The sequence below is a fragment of the Modicisalibacter radicis genome (genome assembly GCF_900961225.1).
GTDB lineage: Bacteria > Pseudomonadota > Gammaproteobacteria > Pseudomonadales > Halomonadaceae > Modicisalibacter.
In genome coordinates, this window is the sequence record NZ_CAAHFN010000109.1 from 144216 (window position 1) to 167190 (window position 22975).

Genomic DNA, 22975 nt, shown 5'->3' on the forward strand with positions numbered 1-22975 from the left:
AAGCCATGGATCGACGCCCCACGACCACGCCCCCCGCCGTCACCGGCGGCACCAACCTGATGGCGCTTGCCGCCTTCGCCCTCAGCGTGGTGTCGCTATTCGTTGCTCCCGCGGCCGTCGCCGGGGTGGTTTGCGGCCACCTCGCCCGCCGCCAGATCCGCCGGAGCGCAGAACGCGGCGACAGCTGGGCGCTGGCCGCGCTGATCATCGGCTATGTGATGATCGTGCTGGCGCTGGGCGGCCTGCTGCTGTTCGGCGGCTTCATGCTGACCCTGTTCGGCATCATGGCATTCACCGTCTAGCCGGGAGGCGCCATGGACACACCACAGACCGCGCTGGAGGCCCTGCTCGAACGGCAGCGCAAGGCCTTTCATGGCGATCCCTGCCCCGACCTGGCGACACGCCGCGAGCGTCTTGCCCGGTTGGCCCGGCTGACACGCCGCCACGCCGACGAGATCGAGGCAGCGATCCGCCAGGATTTCGGCCATCGTTCGGACGTCGAGACGCGGCTGGCGGAGCTCGCCACGCTGCTGCAGGCGATCGGGCACGCCCGGCGCCGACTCAAGCGCTGGATGCGTCCGCAGCGCGCCGCCGTCGACTGGCGCTTCATGCCGGCCCGTGCCGAGATACGTCGCCAACCGCTCGGCGTGGTGGGCATCATCGCGCCGTGGAACTACCCCTGGAGCCTGGCCATGCTGCCGGCGCTCGACGCCCTGGCGGCGGGCAACCGGGTGATGATCAAGCCCAGCGAGCTGACACCGGCCACCGCGCAGCTGATGCAACGGCTGGTGGCGCGTTACTTCGCCGACGACGAGCTGTGCGTGGTCACCGGCGACGCAGCGGTCGCCCGCGCCTTCGCCGCACTGGCCTTCGACCACCTGCTGTTCACCGGTTCGACGGCAGTAGGACGAGAGGTCGCTCGCGCCGCGGCCCGCAACCTAACCCCGGTGACGCTGGAGCTGGGCGGCAAGTCGCCGGCGATCATCGATGAAACGTACGATCTCGACGACGCCGCCCGGCGCATCGCCTTCGGCAAGTGGCTGAACGCCGGGCAGACATGCATCGCCCCGGATTACGTGCTGGTCCCGGAATCACGCCTCGGCGCCTTCTGCGAGGCCCTGGAACGGGCCGTCACCACGCTTTACCCCAGCCCGGCCGGCAACGGCGATTACACCGCCATCATCAGCCGGCGCCATCGGCAGCGGTTGATTGCGCTGCGCGACGAGGCGCACAACCATGGCTGCCGGGTGATCGAGATCGGCGCCAGCGCCGAACAGCTGGAAGCCAGCGGCAAGCTGCCGCCGACGCTGATCATCAACCCGCACGCCTCGCTCGGCGTCATGCGCGAGGAACTCTTCGGCCCGCTGCTGCCGGTCGTCGGCGTCACGGACTTCGCGGCGGCGCTCGACTTCGTCAATCGTCGCAGCCACGACGCCCGGGCGCACCCGCTGGCGCTATACGCCTTCAGCCACGACACCGCCCACCAGGCACGGCTACTGACCGATACCCAGTCGGGCGGCGTGGTACTCAACGATACGTTGTGGCATATCGCCCAGACCTCGCTGCCCTTCGGTGGCGTGGGCGCCAGCGGTCATGGCGCCTATCACGGCGAGCACGGCTTCTTGACCTTCAGCCATCGGCGCAGCGTGTTCCGCCAGTCGCGCCGCAATGCCGCGCGGCTGGTTCATCCGCCCTACCGCCGCTGGCTGCTCAAGTTGCTGCGCTTGATCTGAAGGGCTTGCCCCTCAGCTCTGGTTGAGCGCCTTGTCCAGCGCCAGCAGCGCAGCCTGCCAGGAGGCGGCATCGGCCGCGGCGTCGTAGCCGAGCGGCAGGCCGTGCTCCTCGCCCACGGCGGTGGCATCGGGATTGGTGAAGCCATGCTTGGCGCGCGGATAGTTGACCACCTTGATAGCGGCGCCCTGCTCCTTGAGCTTGGCGGCCATGGCCTTCAGCGCGTCGCGCTTGACCAGCGGATCGTCGGCGCCGTTGTGCAACTGGACGATGCCATCGAAGGGCTGTGGCTGGTTGACCGCCTGAGTGGGGCTGCCGTGAAAGCTGATCGCCGCGTCGATGGGCATGCCGGCCAGCGCCATGTTCATCACCACGCCCCCTCCGAAGCAATAGCCGATCGCCGCGATATGCTCGCCATCGACCGCCGGGTTCTCGCGCAGCTTGGCCATCGCCGCCTCCAGACTCGCGCGCGCCGTCGGCCAGTCCTGCATCACCCGGCTGGAGAACTCGCCCGCTTCGTCGGGGTGACCGGCGGTCCGGCCGTTGCCGTACATGTCGACCGCCAGGGCGACGAAGCCCAGCGCCGCCAGTTGATCGGCCCGCTGCTTGACATAATCGTTGAGCCCCCACCACTCATGGACGATCAACACCGCCGGGCGTGGCTCGGGGTCGGCGACGTTGCGTGCCAGGTAGCCCTGGTAGGTCTCGCCGCCGGTGGAGTACTCGAAGGGTTCGCCCTGGACCCTCGGCCCCTGGTCGATGGTCACCGTGGGCTCGGCCGTTTCGCTGGCCTCTTGTTGTGCCGTCGCCAGCGGGGCAACGGCCAGCGCGGGAATCAACCACATCAGCTTGAACAGGGTGCGCATAGGTTTCCTCGTTATTTAGGGTCTTTGCTTGACGGCATGGGCTCGGGCTCCGCACGCCGCTCGGTGAGTGCCTGCTGGACCCGGTTGCGGCCCTTGCGCTTGGCCTCGTACAAGCCCATGTCGGCACGGTGCATGAGTGCATCGGGCGGTTCGCCATCGCGGCGTTCGGCGACGCCGAAGCTGACGGTGAAATTGAGCCACTGCCCGTGAAACTCGACCCGCACGTTCTCGAACTTGCGTCGCAGCCGCTCGGCGAGCATGGCCGACTCGACCAGCGACTGACCGTCCAGCATCAGCGCGAACTCCTCACCGCCGATGCGGCCGAAGAGATCGTCGGCGCGCAGCGTGCTGCGGCAGATTTCCCCCAGGCTGGCCAGCACCAGGTCACCCGCGGCGTGACCCCAAGTATCATTGATCGCCTTGAAATGGTCGATGTCGAAGTACACCAGCGATAACCGGGAGTCGCGGCTATCGACGCCTTCCAGTTCACCGCGCAGGCAACCCAGAAAGGCGGCGCGATTGAGCGCACCGGTCAGGCTGTCGGTGGTCGACAGCTCGTGCAGCCTGACCTCACGCTGCTTGCGCTCGGTAATGTCGCGGGCGATGGCCAGCAGCCAGTCATGCCGACCGTTGAGCGAATTCACGTAGGAGGAACAGCCGACCTCCAGCCAGACATAATGCCCCTGGGCGTGGCGGACCCGCATCTCGAGCTGAGCGCCATTGTCGCTGGCCATGGCGTCGGCGATATGCCGCTGGACCCGGGGCGCATCATCGGGGGGCAACAGTTCGAGCAGCGCCCGCAACTGCAATGTATCCGGGGCGTAGCCGAGGATCCGTTCGACCGAGGGCGAGACGAAGCGGCACAGGCCGTCGGCATCGACCAGCAGGATCAGGTCGCTGACGTTCTCGACGATGAAACGGTAGCGACGCTCGCTGTCGACCAGCGCCAGCTGAGCCTGCTTGCGCAGCGTTATGTCCTCGCAGAAGCCGTGCCACAGCACGCTGCCATCGGCCTGCCGTTCGGGCGTCGCGCGGCCCTGGACCCAGCGCGGGTGGCCATCGGGGTGGCGATAGCGAAACTCGTGCCGCCAGACGCTCAGCCGGCGTGCGCTGCGATGGATGCTGTGCCACAGGCCATCGAGGTCGTCAGGGTGTACCCGGCCGATGGCCGCCGAGGCGTCGCGCATGATGACCTGCGCCGGCAGGCCGAAGAGACGCTGGACGCCAGCGCTGATGAAGGGAAAACCGAGTGCGCCGCTATCGTCCAGGCGGCACTGATAGAGCGCTCCCGGCAATTGATCGCCCAGCTTGGCGAAACGCTCGAGCAGCACCTGACGCTCGGTGACATCGACCAGCGACCCGACCAGCTCGATCACCTCGCCATCGTCGTCGCGATGCAGCACGATGTCGTCCTGCAGGTAGTGCACGCTGCCGTCGCTGTGGGCCAGCGAGTAATTCAGACTGAGGTGACGCTGGCCATTGCAGCGCGCTTCGTCGAGGCGTGCCAGCAGGGCATCCCGCGCCGCGCCGTCGAGCCGCTCGAGCCATAGCTGCGGCCGTTCGCGCAACGCCTGGCGTTCGAGGCCGCTCAGATCGGCGACATTGGCGCCCAGATAATGCAGCCGCCCCAGCCACCAGTCGCGATCGGTAGCGTAGACCACGGCGGACGATGCCCCCAATAGCGCGTCCATGAAGCGCGGCAATAACTGCAATGACGATGCCGGCATTCCTTACGGCCCCCACGTGAGTTCCCTGTACATCGCGTCGCTGCTTCAGGAGGAATGCAATGAGCTTGACGCGAAAGTCGTGCTTCCCGTGACGATCGGTCAAGCCCGGCGGGTCCCTAGTCGCCCGCCGTGCGCCGCCATGTCATCGAGAGCGCCGACGCCCCGCCAGCGCTCCCTTCATCGCTATCTTCGTGTCTTCCTGCATCGGCATGCCTCGCCCCCTGCGGAGCGACACAGGCCTGCACCAACGCATGCAGCTCATGCTGCGCCAGTTCGGCACGCTGTGCCTGTGGCTGGTCTTCCCAGACGACCCACAGGGCGGGGGCTTCACGGGTCTGATCGACGCCGACGATGCGCCCTTCGCAGCGCCGCTGCGGATCGCGCAGGCGGGCGCCGATCAATCGATGGGCCTGATCAACGCTCGCGTTCATGGTTCCTCTGCATGGATTGGCTGCTCCGTCGCGTAAACGCTAGCTTAGCAGGCAACCCGCGAGTCCTCGAACCGGACTTGCCCGCGAGCGAGGCGCCACCACCCCGACTCGAGACGCGAAGGGCGCCCTCGGGCGCCCTTCGATCACTAACGGAGGATGACATTCTGTGAGATGAACTAAGGCGGCGGCATGCCGATGCGACATCCGTGCGGAGCCGTGAGAGCGCGAAGAGATCTCACCGGCACACCGCCACACCCGGAGGAATACCGAACCGATCAGCGCGCGGCGGCCTGCATCGCCAGGGCGGTATCCAGCATGCGGTTGGAGAAGCCCCACTCGTTGTCGTACCAGGCCATGACCTTGACCAGCCGACCGTTGACGCGGGTATGGTTGGCATCGAAAGTGGACGAGTGAGCATCATGGTTGAAGTCGATCGACACCAGCGGCTGGGCGTTGACCGCCAGGATCGATGAGTCGGCCGCGGCCTTCTCGACGATGGCGTTGACCTCTTCCTTGCTGGTTTCGCGGCTCGCGGTGAAGGTCAGGTCGACCAGCGAGACGTTGATCACCGGGATGCGCACGGCCAGCCCGTCGAGCTTGCCATCGAGTTCCGGCAACACCAGGCCGACCGCGGCCGCGGCGCCGGTCTTGGTGGGAATCATCGACTGGGTCGCGCTGCGTGCCCGGTACGGGTCCTTGTGATAGACGTCCGACAGGTTCTGATCGTTGGTGTAGGCATGCACGGTGGTCATCAGCCCGTTCTCGATGCCCAGGGCGTCGTTGAGCGCCTTGGCCACCGGCGCCAGGCAGTTGGTGGTGCACGAGGCGTTGGAAACCACCCGGTGCTCGGCGGTCAGCACGTCGTCGTTGACGCCGTAGACCACCGTGGCGTCGACGTCGGTGCCGGGGGCCGAGATCAGCACCCGCCCGGCGCCGGCCTCGAGGTGCTTGGCGGCCGCCTCGCGCTTGGTGAACAGCCCGGTGCACTCCATCACCAGGTCGACCTCGAGATCGCGCCAGGGCAGCTGGGCAGGGTCGCGCTGGGCAAGCGTGCTGATCCGATCGCCGTCGACCAGCAGCGCCTCGTCGTCGTGATCGACATCGCGACCGAAATGACCGTGCACGCTGTCATGCTTGAGCAGGTGCGCGTTGAGGGCCGGATCGCCCAGGTCGTTGATGGCGACCACCTGGATGCGGTCCCGATAGCCGTTCTCATATAACGCTCGCAGAACGTTACGACCGATACGTCCGAACCCGTTGATGGCGACACGCAGTGTCATGGTGGCCTCCTTCAAAGCAACGTGGTGGCGTGAACCTGCTACGCGACTGCGTCGCGCGCTCGGGATGGAGCGGGAGGCAGTCGCCATGAAATAATCCTACGCTTTATGCACAATCTGGCCCAAAGAATGGCGACGTTCAAGTAAATTTTTTGGTAAATTTACGTACTACTTACCTGACCGTGACTAGGGGATGTCCATGGCTATCCACGACACCGTTTCCAGCGTCACCCAGCGCATCCGCGAGCGCTCGGCCGAGCGCCGCGCCGCCTACGAGCGTCACATGCAGGACCAGCACCGCCAGGGCGTGCATCGTGGCGAACTTTCCTGCGGCAATCTGGCGCACGGCTTCGCCGCCTGCGGCCCCCAGGACAAGAATCAGCTGAAACTGATGAACAGCGCCAACCTGGGCATTGTTTCGTCATATAACGACATGCTCTCGGCCCACCAGCCGCTGGCGCCCTTCCCCGACACGATCAAGGAAGCCGCACGCCAGATGGGCTCCACCGCTCAGTTCGCCGGCGGCGTACCGGCGATGTGCGATGGCGTCACCCAGGGCCAGCCGGGCATGGAACTGTCGCTGTTCTCGCGCGACGTGATCGCCATGGCGACCGGTGTGGCGCTGTCGCACAACATGTTCGACGCCGCCCTCTACCTGGGCATCTGCGACAAGATCGTGCCGGGGCTGTTCATCGGCGCGGCGCGCTTCGGTCACCTGCCGGCGATGTTCGTGCCGGGCGGCCCGATGACCAGCGGCCTGTCCAACAGCGAGAAGGCCCGCGTGCGCCAGCTCTACACCGAGGGCAAGGTGGGTCGCGCCGAGTTGCTCGAAGCCGAATCCGAGTCCTACCACGGCCCCGGCACCTGCACCTTCTATGGCACCGCCAACTCCAACCAGCTGATGATGGAGATGATGGGCCTGCACCTGCCGGGCGCTTCCTTCGTCAACCCCAACACGCCGCTGCGCGAGGCGCTGACCCGCTACGCCGCGGAGCAGTCGATCCGCAACAGCGAGCCGGGCGGCAACTATCGGCCGTTCTGGAAGCAGGTCGACGAGAAGGCGATCGTCAACGCCATGGTCGGCCTGCTGGCTTCCGGCGGGTCGACCAATCACACGCTGCATCTGGTCGCCATGGCCGGCGCCGCCGGGATCACCATCAACTGGGACGATTTCGCCGAACTGTCCGCGGTGGTCCCCAGCATGACCCGCATCTATCCCAACGGCCAGGCCGACGTCAATCATTTCCAGGCCGCCGGCGGCATGAGCTTCCTGATCCGCGAGCTGCTCGAGGCCGGCCTGCTGCATCGCGACATCGACTGCGTGTTCGGCGGGGACCTTTCCGACTACACCCAGGAGCCCTTCCTCGAGGATGGCGAGCTGGTGTGGCGCGAAGGCCCCACCGAGAGCCTGGATCCGGACGTGCTGCGCCCGGCCGGCAACCCGTTCTCGCCCACCGGCGGTCTCGCCGTGCTCGACGGCAACCTGGGCCGCGGGGTGATCAAGATCTCCGCGGTCAAGCCCGAGTTCCGTCGTGTCGAAGCCCCGGTACGCCTGTTCAGCGATCAGAACGAGCTCAAGGCGGCCTTCGATGCCGGCGAACTCGACCGCGACGTGGTGGTGGTCGTGCGCTTCCAGGGGCCGCGCGCCAACGGCATGCCCGAACTGCACAAGCTGACGCCCTACCTCGGCGTGCTGCAGGATCGCGGCTACAAGGTGGCGCTGGTCACCGACGGGCGCATGTCGGGGGCCTCCGGCAAGGTGCCGGCGGCGATCCACATGACCCCCGAGGCCTACGACGGCGGCCCGCTGGCACGCCTGCGCGAGGGCGACGTGGTGCGACTCGACCCCGAGAACGGCGAGCTCCAGGCGCTGGTCGACGACGCCGAATGGCAGGCCCGCGAACCCGCCACCACCGACATCGAGGCCTATCGCTACGGCATGGGACGCGAACTGTTCGCCGGCTTCCGCAGCCTGGTCGGCGGGGCCGAGGACGGCGCCGCCACCTTCGGCGGCTTCGAGGCCCGCGACGTCGACGACGGGGGCCATAGCGCATGACGCGTCCGGCGCTGATCGGCGACATCGGCGGTACCAATGCGCGCTTTGCGCTGGTGACCCCCGACGCCTTCGACCTGCAGGCCATCCAGACCCTGCGCTGTGCCGACTACCCGACGCTGGAAGCCGCGGTCCGCGACTACCTGACCCGCGTCGGCGCCGTCGGCGAGCGAGCCCCGCGCGAAGCCTGCCTGGCATTCGCCTGTCCGGTGCACGACGACGACGTGCGCCTGACCAACAACGCCTGGCGCTTTTCAAAGCGCCGGGTGAAGGCCGAGCTGGAGCTCGATCTGTTCAAGGTGATCAACGATTTCACCGCCCAGGCGCTGGGCGTGCCGCACATCGACGCCGATCAGTTGGTCGCGGTCGGCGAGGGTCAGGCCGAAGCCCATCGCGCCCGGCTGGTGATCGGCCCGGGCACGGGGCTGGGCATGGCGGGGCTGTTTCCCGGCCGGCACGACTGGATTCCGTTGCCCACCGAGGGCGGCCATGTCACCTTCGCCCCTACCGATGTCTTCGAGCAGCAACTGGTATCCTTCCTCCGCGACAGCTACGGTCGCGTGTCGGTGGAGCGCGTACTCTGCGGCCAGGGGCTGCTGGATCTGTACCGCGCCCACGCGCAGCACCAGGGTATCGAGCCCCGCTACGCCAGCCCCGCGGCGGTCACCGACGGCGCGCGTGCCGGCGACACCATCGCCGAGGCGACGATCCTGCGCTTTCTCAAGATGCTCGGCGACGTTTGCGGCGATGCGGCGCTGACCTTCGGTGCGCGCGGCGGGGTCTACCTATGCGGCGGTGTCGTGCCGCGACTGATCGATTGGCTGGCGCAGAGCGATTTCCGCCGCGCCTTCGCCGACAAGGGGCGCATGCGGGATTTCAACGCCAGCTTGCCGGTGTGGGTGGTCACGGCCCCCTGGACCGGCCTGCTCGGCGCCTGCGAAGCCCTGCACAACCAGGAGGTATCATGATCCCCGCAAGCCTGCGCCAACTGATCGACGCCACCGACGGCCGGCGCCACGCCGAATGGGAAGGCCGCGAGGTGTGGCTGGCCAACGAGTCCTGGGGCGAGCTCGCCGTCTCGCTGCAGGGGGCACAGGTGCTGCACTATTTGCCTTTCGCCCCCGAAACCGGGCGAGCCGCAGGCGCTTTACCTTCCGCCCCCGCAACCGGGCGAGCCGCAGGCGCTCAACCCGCGCCCGTCACCGAGGAAGGCTGGCTGTGGGTGACGCCGACGCCCCAGGCGCTGCCCGGGGCGATCCGTGGCGGCATTCCAGTGTGCTGGCCGTGGTTCGCCGACGAGTCGCCGGATGGACAGGGCCCGATGCACGGCCCGGCGCGCAAGGCCGAGTGGCGGCTCGACGCCGCCGACGAGCATCAGGAGGGCATCGAACTGCACCTGTCGCCGGTCGAGCGCCTGCATGACCAACTGGTGCCCCGGGTGGTGGTACAGGCCAATGGCAACCGTCTGCACGTCGAAGTAATCACCGAGCATGTCGGCGAAACGCCGGTCAAGTACACCGGCGCCCTGCACAGCTACTTCAGCGTCAAGCACTGCCACTGGTGTCGCGTCGAGGGCCTGGCCGGGGCGCGCTACCTGGACAAGCTCGAGGGCTTCGCCGAGCACGTCCAGCAGGGCGAGCTGGGCATCCGCGGGCCGGTCGATCGCATCTACCAGTCCAACCGCGAGACGATCCTCGACGACGGTGCGCGGCGCCTGCGCATCGCCAAGCAGGGCAGCGACTCGACGGTGGTCTGGCACCCCGACAGCGCACTCCCCGACGACACCCCCGCCGACGCGGGCCAGCGCTTTCTGTGCGTCGAAGCCGCGTGCACCCGGGTCGATCCGGTATGGCTGGTGCCCGGCGCCCAGCACCTGCTGTCGACCACCATCAGCCGCGACGGGGAGCCGACATGAACGACCCGCTGGCGTTCGATGCGCCCTTCCTGCTGGGCATGATGCGCCTTCACAGCGCCTACGACCTGTCGACGCCCGGGGCACTGGCCGACTGGCTCGAGGCGCGTCTCGACGAGGGCCTGCACTGGTTCGATCACGCCGACATCTACGGCAGCCGCGAAGGCGAGACGCGCTTCGGCGAGGCGCTCCGCCACCGACCGGCGCTGGCCTCGCGGGTGCGCGTGGTGACCAAGGCGGACATCGTGCTGCCCGCGCTCGACGCGTCGGGCCATGCCGTCAAGCATTACGACACCACGCCCGACTACCTGGCAGCCTCGATCGACGCCTCCCTGTCGCGCCTGGGCGTCGAGCGCCTCGACCACTTCCTGCTGCACCGCCCCGACCCGCTGATGGAGCCCGAAGCGACCGCCGAGGCGCTGGACGGTGCGATCGACGCCGGCAAGGTAGGCGCGGTCGGCGTTTCCAACTTCATGCCCGAGCAGTGGCGACGCCTGCAGGACGCGATGCGTCATGACCTCTACGCGCACCAGTTGGAACTCTCGCTGGCCCATGCCGAGGCGCTGTTCGATGGCCTCTACGATGCCGTGCTCAGCGACGGCCACCGGCCGATGGCCTCGTCGCCGCTGGGCGGCGGCAGCGTCTTCGAGGACGTGCTGGGCAGCTCACTGAGCTCACTGGCCGACGACCTCGGCGTCAGCCGCGCCGGGCTGGCCCTGGCCTGGCTGCGCCGCATACCCGGCTCGCCGGTGCCGGTGATCGGCACCCTCAAGGCTTCGCGGATCCGGGCGCTGGTGGCCGACAGCAGCCTGACCATCGACCGGGCCACCTGGTTCATGCTGCTCGAGGAATCGCGCGGCCATCGCGTCGCCTGAACGCCCCTTCGGCAAAGGGCGGATTGCCCGCCGCACTGACGCCTGAGATCATCACGTGACACGATTCACCGATCCGCGCGCGTAGCCCCCGCGGCGCAGGCCATCGATTTTCCATCAGTTGCTGACAACAAGAGGACACGCCCCATGTTCCAACTCACCCGCAGCGTGACCTGGCAGGCGCTGCAACGCCTGCATCGGGAAACCGCCGAGGATCGCATCCGCGACTACTTCACCGCCGACCCGGCGCGCTTCGACAAGATGAGCCTGCGTGTCGGCGGGCTGTTCCTCGACTACTCCAAGCACCACATTTCCGATGCGGTGCTCGCCAAGCTGATCGAGCTGGCCGAACACTCGGCGCTGGTACAGCGTCGCGCGCAGATGTTCTCCGGCGACATCATCAACGTCACCGAGGACCGGCCGGTGCTGCACACCGCGCTGCGCAACCTCGCCGACGAGCCGCTGATGGTCGACGGCAAGGACGTGATGCCCGAGATCCGCAGCACCCGCGAGCAGATCCGCGACTTCTCCGAGGCCGTTCGCGACGGCAGCTGGAAGGGCTACAGCGGCAAGCGCATCAAGGACGTGGTCAATATCGGCATCGGCGGCTCGGACCTGGGGCCCAACATGGCTTGCCGGGCACTGCTCAAGTACCGTCATTCCGAGCTCAATTTCCACTTCGTCTCCAACGTCGACGGCGCGCACATCCAGAAGGTGCTGCGAACGCTGGATCCGGCGACCACGCTGTTCATCGTCTCGACCAAGACCTTCTCGACCCAGGAGACGCTGCTCAACGCCAAGACCGCGCGGCGCTGGTTCCTCGACAACGCCGGCGAGGACGCCGATGTCGGCGCGCACTTCATCGCCGCCTCGACCAATCGCAAGGCGGCGATGGAATTCGGCATCCGCGAGGAGAACGTCTTCGAGTTCTGGGCCTGGGTCGGCGGGCGCTATTCGATGTGGTCGTCGATCGGTCTGCCGATCGCCCTGTCGATCGGCTTCGACGGCTTCATGGAGCTGCTCGAGGGCGCCTACGAGATGGACCAGCACTTCATCGAGGCGCCCTTCGAGCGGAACATGCCGGTGCTGATGGCGCTGATCGGCATCTGGTACATCAACTTCCAGGGCGCCGAGACCCAGGCCATCGTGCCCTACGATCAGGCCCTGCATCAGCTGCCCTCCTTCCTGCAGCAGCTCGACATGGAGTCCAACGGCAAGTCGGTGGACATCTTCGGCCACCCGGTGGACTACAAGACCGGACCGATCGTCTGGGGCCAGACCGGCTCCAACGGCCAGCACGCCTTCTTCCAGTTGCTGCACCAGGGCACGCGCTACGTGCCGATCGACTTCATCGCCTCGCTCAAGCCCGACGAAGGCGTGGAGGAGCACCACTTCGCGCTGCTCACCAACATGCTCGCCCAGGCCAACGCCTTCATGGAGGGCAGCCAGGAGGGCAGCCAGCTCGACCCCTACAGCTGCCCCGGCAACCGGCCGTCGAGTACCCTGCTGCTCGACGAGCTGACGCCGCGCAACCTCGGTGCGCTGCTCGCGCTCTACGAACACAAGGTGTTCGTCCAGGGGGTGATCTGGAACATCAACTCCTTCGACCAGTGGGGCGTGCAACTCGGCAAGCGCATCGCCGGCGAGATCAGCGAGCGCATCGACGAGCGCACCCAGGACTTCGACGCCTCGACCCAGGGCCTGCTAGCCTTGATGCGCGAGCACTTTCCGGCGCACCGTCCCGCCGAAGCGGCAGGACGCGAGGTCACCGACAAGAAGGCCTCGAAGAAGCCATCCACCGACCAGCAGGACAAGCGCTGATGACGCCCGTAATCGCCTTCGGCGAGGCTCTCGTCGACATGCTATCGAGCCGCCTGGGTGACGCCGGCGGTCCGGAAACCTTCACGCCCTACGCCGGCGGCGCCCCGGCCAACGTCGCCGTGGCCTGCGCCCGACTGGGCGTGCCCAGCCGCTTCCTGGGGATGGTCGGCGAGGACCGCTTCGGGCGGTTCCTGACCGCGGAGATGGCCAGCCACGGCGTCGACGTCTCGGGCGTGGCAACCACCGCCGAGGCCCGCACCGCGCTGGCCTTCGTCTCCCGCGATGCCCACGGCGAACGCACCTTCGACTTCTACCGGCCGCCGGCGGCGGATCTGCTGTTCCGCCTCGAGCACCTGCCGGCGGGAGTGTTCAGCACGCCGGCGATCGTCCACCTGTGCAGCAACAGCCTGACCGAGGAGCCGATAGCCGACACCACCCTGGCGCTGGCCGACATCGCCCAGCGCTCGGGAAGCCTGGTCAGCGTCGATGCCAACCTGCGCGCCAACCTGTGGCCGGATGGCCAGGTGGATATCGGTCGCGTCACCGCGCTGCTCGATCGCGCGCAACTGGTCAAGCTCTCCGTCGACGAGGTCGAGGCGCTGCGCGGCGACCATCCGGTGGATGCCTGGATCAGCCAGCGCCTGGCCGCCGGCGTGCGGCTGGTGGTGATCACCGATGGCGCCAGGCCGGTGACCGTGCATCGCCTCGATCAGCGCTTCGAGGTCGCCCCGCCCACGGTCCAGGCGGTCGATACCACCGCCGGCGGCGACGCCTTCATCGGCGGCCTGCTGGCGATGCTCGCCGAGGCCGACATCGACGCCGCCGACTTCGCCGACTGGTGCGACGATAGAGAGCAGCTGCATCGCGCGGTCCAGGTCGCCTGTCGCTGCGGCGCGCACGCCGTCACCCGCCCCGGCGCCTATGCCGCGCTGCCCTCGCGGGACGATCTCGAGCGGCTCAAGGACTGAGCCGGCCGGGCCGGCGCGCTCAGCCCAGCCGCCGGCCCAGCCAGTCGCCGATCACGGCGATCTGTTCAGGACACAGCGCGTGGGCCATGGGGAAACTGCGGTACTCGGCCGGCACGCCCAGTTCGCGGACCTTCTCGTAGCCCGCGCGGCCCAGCTGTTCAGGAACCACCGGATCGAAGGTACCGTGATGCACGGCGGTGGGCAGGGTCCGATTGGCGTCCGCCAGTTGCAGCGAATCGGCGGTGGCGAAGTAGGTCGACAACGCCAGCAGCCCGGCCAGCGGTTCGGGATAGCTCAGGGCCGCCTCGTAGGCCACCGCGCCGCCCTGGGAGAAGCCGGCGACGACGATCCGCCGGCTGTCGATGCCGGCAGCCCGCTGGGCGTCGATGAGCTCGTGAACGTAGGCCGCCGAGGCCTTGAGCTGCGCCTCGTCGATTTCCCTGGAAAGATCCATCGCCAGGATGTCGTACCAGGCCGGCATGCGCATTCCGCCGTTGACGGTCACCGCGCGTTGCGGCGCGTGCGGCAGCACGCAGCGCAGCGCCAGCCCCTGCGGCAGGTCGAGCGCCGGCAGCAGCGGGGCGAAGTCGTTACCGTCGGCGCCCAGCCCGTGCAGCAGGATCAGCGCCGCATTGGCGGGTGCGCCATTGCGCGGCTCGATAATCAATGGCTCTCGGGACATGCTCTCTCCTCGCTCGGTCGTTTTGCGCCAGCCTATCATGCGTCCGCTCGCCGGGCGGGCGTGCGCTACCGATCGCCGGGACGCCGACACCGGCCTTCAGCGGCACGCAACGACAACGTCGGCGGGGCGTTATCCAGGCGACGACAGGCGAGGCGATCCGGCGTAACGCCGGATCGCCGGATCGCCTCGCTTCGTGTCAGGCAGTGATGCGGTTGAACCGGGAAGACTCAGACATTCTGCTTGCCCGGGTGGGGCGCGCCCCCGAGCCCCCAGGTCGCCTTGAGCGACTGGATGGGCATCTCCTGATGGCGTTCCTCGGCCGGCAGGAGCGACTCGGTCGGGGCCTCGGCGGCGGCGTGGGCCACGGGCCGGCTCTCCAGCGTTTCCAGCCTTTCCAGGACCTCCGGCTTGTTGACGTCGGCCGGGATGCACATCAGGCCATGTCGTCGCAGCCATTCACCGCCGCGAATGCTGCTGGTATAGCGCAGCAATGGCGCCGCGCACACCATGCCCAGCAATACCGGCGACAGCCACCAGAAGAACAACGGGGCGTAGTAATAGCTGACCGTCCCCCAGACGAGCCCGATCAGCGTCATCGCCCCGGTGCGCCGCCAGGCGACGACCCACGGAATCAGCCGCCCGCCCCGTACCTGGGAACTCCACGACACGGTGCGTCCGATCAGCACGCTGATCACGAACCAGGCATGGAAGGCCATCATCAGTGGCGCGATCAGCACCGAGAAGACGATCTCCATCAGCGCGCTGACGGTCAACCGCAAGCCGCCTCCGAAATCGCGCCGCCGCTGCTGCAGGCCGACGACGATGCCCAGCAGCTTGGGCAACAGCAGCATGATAACGGTGATCGCCAGCAACGAGGCGATCATCGCCACCCGCGATTCGGGCCACTCGGGGAACAGCTGGTATCCCGAGTTGAAGAAACGCACCTTGGCGAGCGCATTGAAGACCGCGTCCACGGTGCTCAGGCTGAGCATGATCAGCCACAGCAGCGAGGCGACGTAGGCCAGCGCGCCGAGCAGGAAGTGCAGGCGGTTGATGGGATGCAGGCGCTTGGCGAACAGCAGCCGCAGGTGCTGCATGTTGCCCTGGCACCAGCGTCGATCGCGCTTGGCGTAGTCGACCATGTTGCCGGGCAGCTCCTCGTAGCTGTCCTCGAGGCCGGCGTGCAGACGCACCTCCCAGCCGGCACGTCGCAGCAACGCCGCCTCGACGAAGTCGTGACTGAGGATCTCGCCGCCCATCGGCGCCTTGCCGGGCAGCGACGGCAACCCGCAGTGCTTGACGAAGGCCTCGATGCGGATGATCGCGTTGTGCCCCCAGTAATTGGCGGTATCGCCCTGCCAGACGCTCTGTCCGGCGGCCAGCATGGGGCTGTAGAGGGTCGCCGCGAACTGCAGGAAGCGCCCGAACAGGGTGTTCGAGCGCACCGGCAAGGGCACGGTCTGCAACAGCCCCAGGCGCGGGTTGGCCTGCATCGTCGCCGCCATGCGCACCAGGGTGCGCCCGCCCATCACACTGTCGGCGTCGAGGATCAGCATGCTCTCGTAGTGCTGCCCCCAGCGCGAACAGAAATCCGCCAGGTTGCCCACCTTGCGGCCGATATTGCGCTCGCGACGCCGGTAGTAGAGGGTCAGGCCGGCCGGAAGTCGCTCGCGCAGGGCCGCGGCGGCGTGCCGCTCGGCCTCGGCGACTTCGGCATCGGTGGTATCGCTGAGCAGAAAGACATCGAAGGCCGCCGACTTGCCGGTGTCGACCAGCGACAGGCAGGTCGCCTCGAGCCCGGCGATCACCCGCTCGGTATCCTCGTTGTAGACCGGCATCAACAACGCGATGCGCCGCTCGGGGTCGAGCGTCTCGTCGAGCGGTGCGGCCCGCCTGAGGGTCAAGGGGTCGCGCTTGCAGATGACCACCAGAAAGCCGGCGATCCCGGTCCAGAACGACACCGCGATCCAGGCGAACATGCACACGAACAGCACCAGAATCGACAGTTCGAGCACGGTCAGGCCGTTGGCGCGCAGGATGTCGAACATCATGTAGGCGCCCTGCAGGCTGGTCAGCAGCGACAGGGTGAAGAAGATCAATCGGCGCAGCCACAGCAGCGGCATACGCTGGTGATCGGGGACGCCGGGGCCAGCCCCGGCCGCGCCTGTCACGCCGTCAGCCCGGTCGCTGGCCGCCCGATCGCGGGCCGCCCGATCGCGGGCCGCCCGATCGCGGGGATCCTGTCCGTCGACCGCCGCGGCCTCGTCGCGCTTCAGCGTCCGTTCGCGAGAACCGTTTTCACAAGACATCGGGATTCCACAGGTAGCTCCAGGTTTCGGTCAGGCGACGGCCACGCAACTGAAGTTCGAGCTGCATGTCCGCGTTCTCGCCCTGAGTGGCCAGCTTGAAAGAGGCCCGCCACGTCTTGCCGTCGGGTAACTGGCGAACCTTGAGCTCGCTGACCTCGCCCTGCGAAACGTTGAGATTGGCCTCGACCGGCTGTGAGGCGGCCAGGCTGGACAGTTCTTCGCCACCGCGGAAGTCGACGATGAACTGGCGCAGGTCATGAGACGGCGGATCCTCCTGGTCGGGATTGGCGCCCCAGCCGTTGCGCACCCGCACGACCCGGCCCAGGGTGTGTTCGGGCACCGCTTCGCCGTAGGTCGACAGCCGATACTGGTAGCGACGCTGGTCGCCGGCCCGGAACTCGGCATCGGGTACCCAGTAGGCGACGATATTGTCATGGATCTCCTTCTCGGTGGGGATCTCGACCAGCTCGACGCCGCCCTCGCCCCAGTCGCCCTCGGCCGGACGCACCCACAGGCTGGGACGGTGCTGGTAATCGGCTTCCATGTCCAGGTAGTGCTCGAAATCCCGATCGCGCTGCATCAGGCCAAAACCGCGTGGCGAATTGTCGCGCAGCTGGGTGACATTGAGCGACGGCGGGTTGGACAGCGGACGCCATAGCCACTGATTGCCCGAGGTGTGCATCTGCACGCCATCGGAGTCGTGGACCTCGGGGCGGAAGTCATCGTGGTCGTCCTGGCTGTTCTCGCCATGCAGGAACATGCTGGTCAGCGGCGCGATGCCCAGCTTGCCGACGTCCTGGCGGGCGAAGAGCCGGGCATCGACATCGATGACGGTATTGTTGCCGGCATGCACGTCGAAGCGATAGGCCCCGGTGACCGAAGGGCTGTCGAGCAGCGCGAACAGCGTCATGTCGGCGTCGTTGGGCTCGGGGCGCACCAGCCAGAAGGCGCGGAAGGCCGGGAACTCCTCGCCCCCCTGGGTCGCCGTGTTGACCGCCAGCCCACGCGCCGAGACGCCGTAGCCCTGGCCCCGGCCAACCAGCCGGAAATACGACGCGCCGAGAAAGACCGCGATCTCGTCCTTGTAGTCGGGGGTGTTGATCGGAAAGTGCAGCCGAAACCCGGCGAAGCCCATCTTGGCGGGGTCGATCCCGGCCACCAGATCCTTGAGTGGCGCGGCGCTGTTCTCGTAATTGAACATCGCCGGGTCGAAGCCGACTTCATCGACACGGCCACCCTTGAGCACATGCATCTCGACCGGCTCGTCGTAGAGGAAACCGGGGTGGAAGAACTGCACTTCGAACAGGCGATCGTCACGCCACAGCGCATGCTCGTTGCGGAAACGGATGTTGCGGTAGTCGTTGTAGCTGAGGTTCTTGAGCTTGTCCGGCAACGGTGACTGCGGAGCGCTATAGGAACTCCCGGCGAGGTCCTTGGCACGTGCGATGACTCGCTCGAACAGCACCTCCGGGGTCACTTCCCGGTCGGCCTGCTCTCCCTCGGCGGCAGCGCCCTCCTGCCCCTCCGCCGAGTCGCCCTGCTGCTGCCCGTTGCTGGCGTCTTGCTGCTCTTCGCCGCCAGCATCCTGTTCGTTCGGTGACGCATCCTGGTTCGACGCATCGTCGGCGGTCTGTTCCTGCTGGTTCTGGCCAGAGGAATCCTGCTCCTGGGCCTCGGCGACGGTCATCCCCAACGAGAGGCCGACCAGCACCAGGCATTGCCACACCTTCATGTGTAATTCCTCATTCCCTTAATGGACCAATGCGACCCCTCAGTCCCTGCACACTATAGCGTCTTGGTTTTATCCCTGCGCTCGCCTCGTAACATGGAACCCTGCCACGCTTCGGCGGTCATCTGCCTACCCACGTGGAGTAATCTTTTGTATCACAACCTGCTTGCCTTGCTCGTCATCAATTTCCTGCTACTGGGCCCACAGCTACTCGGCCATCCGGCTCAGTCATCGTGGGTAGCCCTCGAGGCACTCTGGCTGGTTGGCCTGCTGAGCCTCGTCGACCGCCGCTGGAGAGGCCGCCTCGCCGCCATCGCCAGCCTGATGCTGTGTCTCGGGCTGCTGCTCGCCGGTGCCGACCAGCTGGCTCGGCTGAGTCTCGGCCGCCCCTTCAATCCCTGGCTCGACCATGTATTGCTGCCCCCAGCCTATCATCTGTTGATCGATAACGTCGGCCGGAGTCTCGCCTGGTTGATGCTCGCGGCCGGTACGGCGGCCATCGCCGTCGGCATGTGGCTGATCGCCCGGGGACTGGCCCGGGTTCGCCCTCTGGCGCTGCGCAGCGGCGCCCGGCACACAGCGCTGCTGGTCTGGCTGGGCCTGTTGCCGCTGCTGCCCGGGCTGGCCGCCCAGGCCCGGTCGCTAGCCACACCGAGCCTGAGCCTGTTTGCCGAACACTGGCAACAGGGGCGCGAAACCCGCCGGGCGCTGGCCGATTTGCAAAGCCAGCTTACCGCACCCGACGCTCCTCGGGCACGTCCGCTACCCGGTCTCGCCGGACGTGACGTGACGCTCGCCTTCATCGAGTCCTACGGCATCTCGGCGCTCACCGATGCCCGCTACGCGGCCACGCTGCAGCCCCGCCTGGCCGCCCTGCAGTCACGCTTCGCGGCGGCCGGGCTGCATGCCGCCAGCGCGACCGTTACCGCGCCCATCCAGGGCGGCCAATCCTGGCTGGCCCACGCCAGCGTACTCAGCGGGCTGTGGCTGACCAGCCAACATCATTACGACCTATTGCTGAGCGCCGGCCATTCTACGTTGATCGATGATTTCGCCGCTACCGGCCACAAGACATTGGCGATCATGCCGGCGATCACCGCCCCCTGGCCGGCAGGTCGCCAACTGGGCTATGACCAGATCCTGGCCGCCGACGATATCCCCTATCGCGGCCCCGCGCTCAATTGGGTGACCATGCCCGACCAGTTCACCTGGCGATACTTCGAGAAGGTGCAGCGCGCGCAAGACAGGCCGCTGTTCAGTGAACTGGCGATGATCAGCAGCCACGCGCCATGGACGCCGATCGTGCCGCTGCTCGATTGGGAGGCGATGGGCGATGGCGGGGTTTTCGCTGCCTGGGCCGACGCCGGCCCCACACCGCAGGCGCTATGGCAGGACAGCGAGCGGGTACGCGCGCATTATGCGCAGGCGCTCGATTATGCGCTGGCGGCCATGGGCGGCTTCGCCGCGCGTTATCTCGGTCCGCAGGATCTGCTGATCGTGCTCGGCGATCACCAGCCGGCACCATTGATCACCGGTGTCGATGCCCGCCGCGACGTGCCTATCCACGTCATCGGCGGCGACCCGGCACTGATCGACCGGTTCGTCGAGGCCGGCTTCGCGCCCGGCCTCGAGCCACCCGCCGGCCCCGCGCAGTGGCGACAGGATGCGTTGCGCGGGCTACTTCACCGGCTGTTCGGCGAAGATGAGGCGGCGGACGCGGCTCAGTAGTCGACCACCACGTTGCCCTTGGGCCGGCTGCAGCAGGAAAGGATATAGCCCTCGGCGATGTCCTCGTCGGTGATTCCACCGTTGTGATCCATCTCGACCTCGCCGGCCTTGAGCCCCACCCGGCAGGTGCCGCAGATCCCCATCCCGCAGGCCTTGGGGATGTGCAGGCCAAGCTTGGCGGCAGCGGCGTGCACCGTCTCGTTCGGCTGGATGCGCACGCTCTTGCCGGAGCCGGCGAACTCGACCTGCACCAGATCGGCGTAGTCGACTTCCTCGGCGGCGGCCTCGGCCTGCTCGGCGAGTTCCAGCACGTCCTCGCGCACGTCGAGCGGCGTGGCGCCGAACGACTCCTCGTGGTAGTGGCTCATGTCGAAGCCGTTGGCACGCAGGATGTGCTTGATGGCGTTCATGTAGGGCGGCGGGCCGCAGCAGAAGATCTCGCGCTCGAGATAGTCGGGCGCCATCATCTCGAGCATCGGCTGGGTCAGGTAACCGCGGTAGCCGGCCCAGGCCTCGCCGATGTCGTCCTTGTTCTCGCAGATCACGTGCAGCTTGAACTCGGGGATCCGCGAGAACATGTGCACCAGCTCGCGGTGATAGATGATGTCGCGCGGGCTGCGCGAACTGTGCACGAACTCCAGATCGACGTTGGCGTTGGTGTCGAAGAACCAGCGGGTCATCGACATCAGCGGCGTGATGCCCACCCCGCCGGAGAGCATCAGAATCTTGTCGGCGGGAAAGTCGATGGCGTTGAAGTTGCCGACCGGACCGTGCACCACCAGTTCGTCGCCCACCTTGAGATTGTCGTGCAGCCAGTTGGAGACCTGCCCCCCCGGCAGGCGCTTGACGGTGATCGAGAAGCTGTAGGGAATCGACGGCGAACTGGAGATGGTGTACGAGCGCATCACCGGCTCGCCGTCGACCTCGAGCTCCAGGGTGACGAACTGGCCCGGCTTGAAGAAGTAGAGCACCGGCTGCTCGGCCATGAAGCAGAAGGTGCGCACGTCCCAGGTCTCCTGGATCTGCTTGACGCAACGCACCTGATGACGGCCGTTGGTCCAGGTCTGGGTAGTGACCGGGTTGAAGAAGTTGGTCGTGGTTGTCATCGCTGTCTCTGCCTGCCGGAACATGGACCGCCGCACGCCGCCGTCTCGCCCGTCCGAGATCCGTGCCGCTTTCGCGCATTCTGGGCACAGCCGGTCGCGGCGACTTGTCTGCCAACGACGCACGCATGCCACGCCCACCCAGCACGCGCAGGCAAAAGGCAGGGGCACGTCGCGCTGGTATCGTCCGATGTCGTGCGCAGACAATCGTCCGGCACGTCGCCCACCCACAATCACTCGACACCTTGAAGCGATAGGGACATCGCCAGTCCGCCGCATCGCGCATCACACAAAACCCTGACACTGACCGTGCGCCACCCCCGGGCCTGGCGCCGCATGAGGACGTAGCATGGATCCAATCGCCTCTTCCCGGTTCGACGACCCGCTGGCCGCCGTCAAGGAAACCACCGCCAACCTGCTCCACGAGCGTCAGCGCAACTTTTCGTTGCCCCAGCCGTTCTACAACGACGCCCGCCTGTTCGCGCTGGACATGCAGGAGATCTTCGCCAAGGAGTGGCTGTTCGTGGCCATGACCTGCGAGATCCCCGCCAAGGGCAACTTCGTGACCGTGGAGATCGGCGACAACTCGGTGATCGTGGTGCGCGGCGCCGAAGGCCAGGTGCACGCCTTCCACAATGTCTGCCGCCACCGGGGTTCACGTCTGTGCGTCAAGGACAAGGGCAAGGTCGCCAAGCTGGTCTGCCCCTATCATCAATGGACCTACGAACTCGATGGCCGGTTGCTGTTCGCCGGCAGCGACATGGGCAGCGATTTCGACCTCGCCGCCTACGGCCTCAAGCCGGTCAACGTGCGCACCGCCGGCGGCTTCATCTTCGTCAGCCTGGCCGAACAGCCACCGGCGATCGACGATTTCCTGGTGACCCTCGAACACTATCTCGAGCCGTATCGGATGGACGAGGTCAAGGTCGCCGTCGAGTCGAGCATCGTCGAGCAGGCCAACTGGAAGCTGGTGCTCGAGAACAACCGCGAGTGCTACCACTGCAACGGCGCGCACCCGGAGCTGCTCAACAGCCTGCAGGAGTTCGACGACACCGACGATCCCCGCGCCACGCCGGACTACAAGGCGCTGGTCGCCCGCAAGCAGGCCGACTGGGACGGCGACTCCGTGCCCTGGCAGCTAAAGCGCTTCGGCAAGCGCAACCGCCTGACCCGCACACCGCTGCTCGACGGCATCGTGTCGATGACCATGGACGGCAAACCGGGCTGCAACAAACTCATGGGCCGGCTGGCCAGCGCCGACATGGGCTCGCTGCGCATTCTTCACCTACCCAATTCGTGGAACCACTTCATGGGCGATCATGCGGTGGTGTTCCGGGTGCTGCCGCTGGGGCCGCAGCAGACCGTGGTAACCACCAAGTGGCTGGTTCACAAGGACGCGGTGGAGGGCGTCGACTACGATCCCGCCGCGCTGCGCCAGGTATGGGACGCCACCAACGACCAGGACCGGCGGCTCGCCGAGGAGAACCAGCGCGGCATCAATTCGATGGCCTACGAGCCCGGCCCCTACTCCGAAACCTATGAGTTCGGGGTCATCGATTTCCTCGACTGGTACAGCGAGCGGATGCTGGTCAATCTCGGCCACGCTCCCGCGCTACAGCTCGCCCAGGGCTGACTCGCCCAGGACTGAACGGCCGTGCACATCCCGGGCCGCCCTGCCGGCGGCCCGGGAAACCGGCCCAGGGGTGGACGCCGCGGGTGGCGCATGGTGGGATGGCGGTTTCCATTCCGACCGTCACGAGGCTCCG

At 67.2% G+C, this 22975-nt stretch carries 18 protein-coding genes; 10 read left to right on the forward strand and 8 right to left on the reverse strand.

Translation table 11 applies throughout. The annotated features are described in order from the left end of the window. Positions 1–5: 5 nt before the first annotated feature. Together HR9077_RS18850 and HR9077_RS18855 are read left to right on the forward strand one after the other, a co-directional pair. The gene (locus tag HR9077_RS18850; RefSeq protein ID WP_244613366.1) at positions 6–302 is read left to right on the forward strand and encodes a DUF4190 domain-containing protein; all 297 of its coding nucleotides are present in this window, start codon (positions 6–8) and stop codon (positions 300–302) included. A 12-nt stretch (positions 303–314) separates the two neighbouring features. Beyond that, positions 315–1733 (forward strand): coniferyl aldehyde dehydrogenase, encoded by a 1419-nt coding sequence (locus tag HR9077_RS18855; RefSeq protein WP_136068843.1) that lies wholly within the window; start codon positions 315–317, stop codon positions 1731–1733. Between the two features lie 12 nt (positions 1734–1745). Here HR9077_RS18855 and HR9077_RS18860 read toward each other — a convergent pair whose 3' ends face one another. The 4 genes from HR9077_RS18860 to gap form a co-directional block, all read right to left on the reverse strand. After that, positions 1746–2597, reverse strand: coding sequence for a dienelactone hydrolase family protein (locus HR9077_RS18860; protein ID WP_244613368.1), 852 nt, complete (start codon positions 2595–2597; stop codon positions 1746–1748). A gap of 11 nt (positions 2598–2608) precedes the next feature. Further along, entirely contained in the window at positions 2609–4324 is a 1716-nt protein-coding gene (locus tag HR9077_RS18865) for a sensor domain-containing diguanylate cyclase (RefSeq protein ID WP_136068844.1), read from the reverse strand. A 116-nt stretch (positions 4325–4440) separates the two neighbouring features. After that, complete coding sequence (locus HR9077_RS18870; RefSeq protein ID WP_136068845.1) at positions 4441–4755, reverse strand: hypothetical protein; 315 nt, start codon at positions 4753–4755, stop codon at positions 4441–4443. A gap of 275 nt (positions 4756–5030) precedes the next feature. After that, positions 5031–6035 (reverse strand): type I glyceraldehyde-3-phosphate dehydrogenase, encoded by a 1005-nt coding sequence (gap, locus tag HR9077_RS18875; protein ID WP_136068846.1) that lies wholly within the window; start codon positions 6033–6035, stop codon positions 5031–5033. A 196-nt stretch (positions 6036–6231) separates the two neighbouring features. On the opposite strand from gap, the gene edd reads away from it, so the two are divergent. The 6 genes from edd to HR9077_RS18905 all read left to right on the forward strand — a co-directional run bounded on the left by edd (position 6232) and on the right by HR9077_RS18905 (position 13658). Then, the gene (gene edd / locus HR9077_RS18880; RefSeq protein WP_136068847.1) at positions 6232–8088 is read left to right on the forward strand and encodes a phosphogluconate dehydratase; all 1857 of its coding nucleotides are present in this window, start codon (positions 6232–6234) and stop codon (positions 8086–8088) included. Beyond that, complete coding sequence (gene glk / locus HR9077_RS18885) at positions 8085–9053, forward strand: glucokinase (RefSeq protein ID WP_136068848.1); 969 nt, start codon at positions 8085–8087, stop codon at positions 9051–9053. Before edd ends, glk begins: the two co-directional genes overlap by 4 nt. Continuing rightward, entirely contained in the window at positions 9050–10000 is a 951-nt protein-coding gene (locus tag HR9077_RS18890; RefSeq protein ID WP_210725974.1) for a D-hexose-6-phosphate mutarotase, read from the forward strand. The genes glk and HR9077_RS18890 overlap by 4 nt, the downstream gene beginning before the upstream one ends. Next, positions 9997–10872 carry an aldo/keto reductase gene (locus HR9077_RS18895; RefSeq protein WP_136068849.1) on the forward strand — a complete coding sequence of 292 codons (876 nt, stop codon included), beginning with the start codon at positions 9997–9999 and terminating at the stop codon, positions 10870–10872. Before HR9077_RS18890 ends, HR9077_RS18895 begins: the two co-directional genes overlap by 4 nt. 144 nt (positions 10873–11016) lie before the next feature. Next, positions 11017–12690, forward strand: a complete 1674-nt coding sequence (gene pgi / locus HR9077_RS18900) for a glucose-6-phosphate isomerase (protein WP_136068850.1) — start codon at positions 11017–11019, stop codon at positions 12688–12690. Further along, positions 12690–13658 (forward strand): carbohydrate kinase family protein, encoded by a 969-nt coding sequence (locus HR9077_RS18905; protein ID WP_136068851.1) that lies wholly within the window; start codon positions 12690–12692, stop codon positions 13656–13658. Before pgi ends, HR9077_RS18905 begins: the two co-directional genes overlap by 1 nt. Positions 13659–13677: 19 nt before the next feature. Here the strand turns inward: HR9077_RS18905 and HR9077_RS18910 are convergent, their stop codons facing one another. The 3 genes from HR9077_RS18910 to HR9077_RS18920 all read right to left on the reverse strand — a co-directional run bounded on the left by HR9077_RS18910 (position 13678) and on the right by HR9077_RS18920 (position 18381). Further along, on the reverse strand, positions 13678–14340 hold the full coding sequence (locus HR9077_RS18910) for an alpha/beta hydrolase (protein ID WP_136068852.1): 663 nt from the start codon (positions 14338–14340) through the stop codon (positions 13678–13680). 227 nt (positions 14341–14567) lie between these two features. Further along, the gene (gene mdoH, locus HR9077_RS18915; RefSeq protein WP_244613369.1) at positions 14568–16649 is read right to left on the reverse strand and encodes a glucans biosynthesis glucosyltransferase MdoH; all 2082 of its coding nucleotides are present in this window, start codon (positions 16647–16649) and stop codon (positions 14568–14570) included. Further along, positions 16639–18381, reverse strand: coding sequence for a glucan biosynthesis protein (locus HR9077_RS18920; RefSeq protein WP_136068853.1), 1743 nt, complete (start codon positions 18379–18381; stop codon positions 16639–16641). Before HR9077_RS18920 ends, mdoH begins: the two co-directional genes overlap by 11 nt. A gap of 147 nt (positions 18382–18528) precedes the next feature. Between HR9077_RS18920 and HR9077_RS18925 the strand changes: the two genes are divergently transcribed. After that, positions 18529–20106 (forward strand): alkaline phosphatase family protein, encoded by a 1578-nt coding sequence (locus HR9077_RS18925; protein WP_136068854.1) that lies wholly within the window; start codon positions 18529–18531, stop codon positions 20104–20106. Here HR9077_RS18925 and HR9077_RS18930 read toward each other — a convergent pair. Continuing rightward, positions 20100–21212: an FAD-binding oxidoreductase gene (locus tag HR9077_RS18930; protein ID WP_136068855.1), complete on the reverse strand. Its 1113-nt coding sequence runs from the start codon at positions 21210–21212 to the stop codon at positions 20100–20102. The two genes, HR9077_RS18925 and HR9077_RS18930, sit on opposite strands and share 7 nt — an antisense overlap. A 346-nt stretch (positions 21213–21558) precedes the next feature. Between HR9077_RS18930 and HR9077_RS18935 the strand changes: the two genes are divergently transcribed. Continuing rightward, positions 21559–22842, forward strand: a complete 1284-nt coding sequence (locus HR9077_RS18935) for an aromatic ring-hydroxylating oxygenase subunit alpha (protein ID WP_136068856.1) — start codon at positions 21559–21561, stop codon at positions 22840–22842. The last annotated feature ends 133 nt before the right edge of the window (positions 22843–22975 follow it).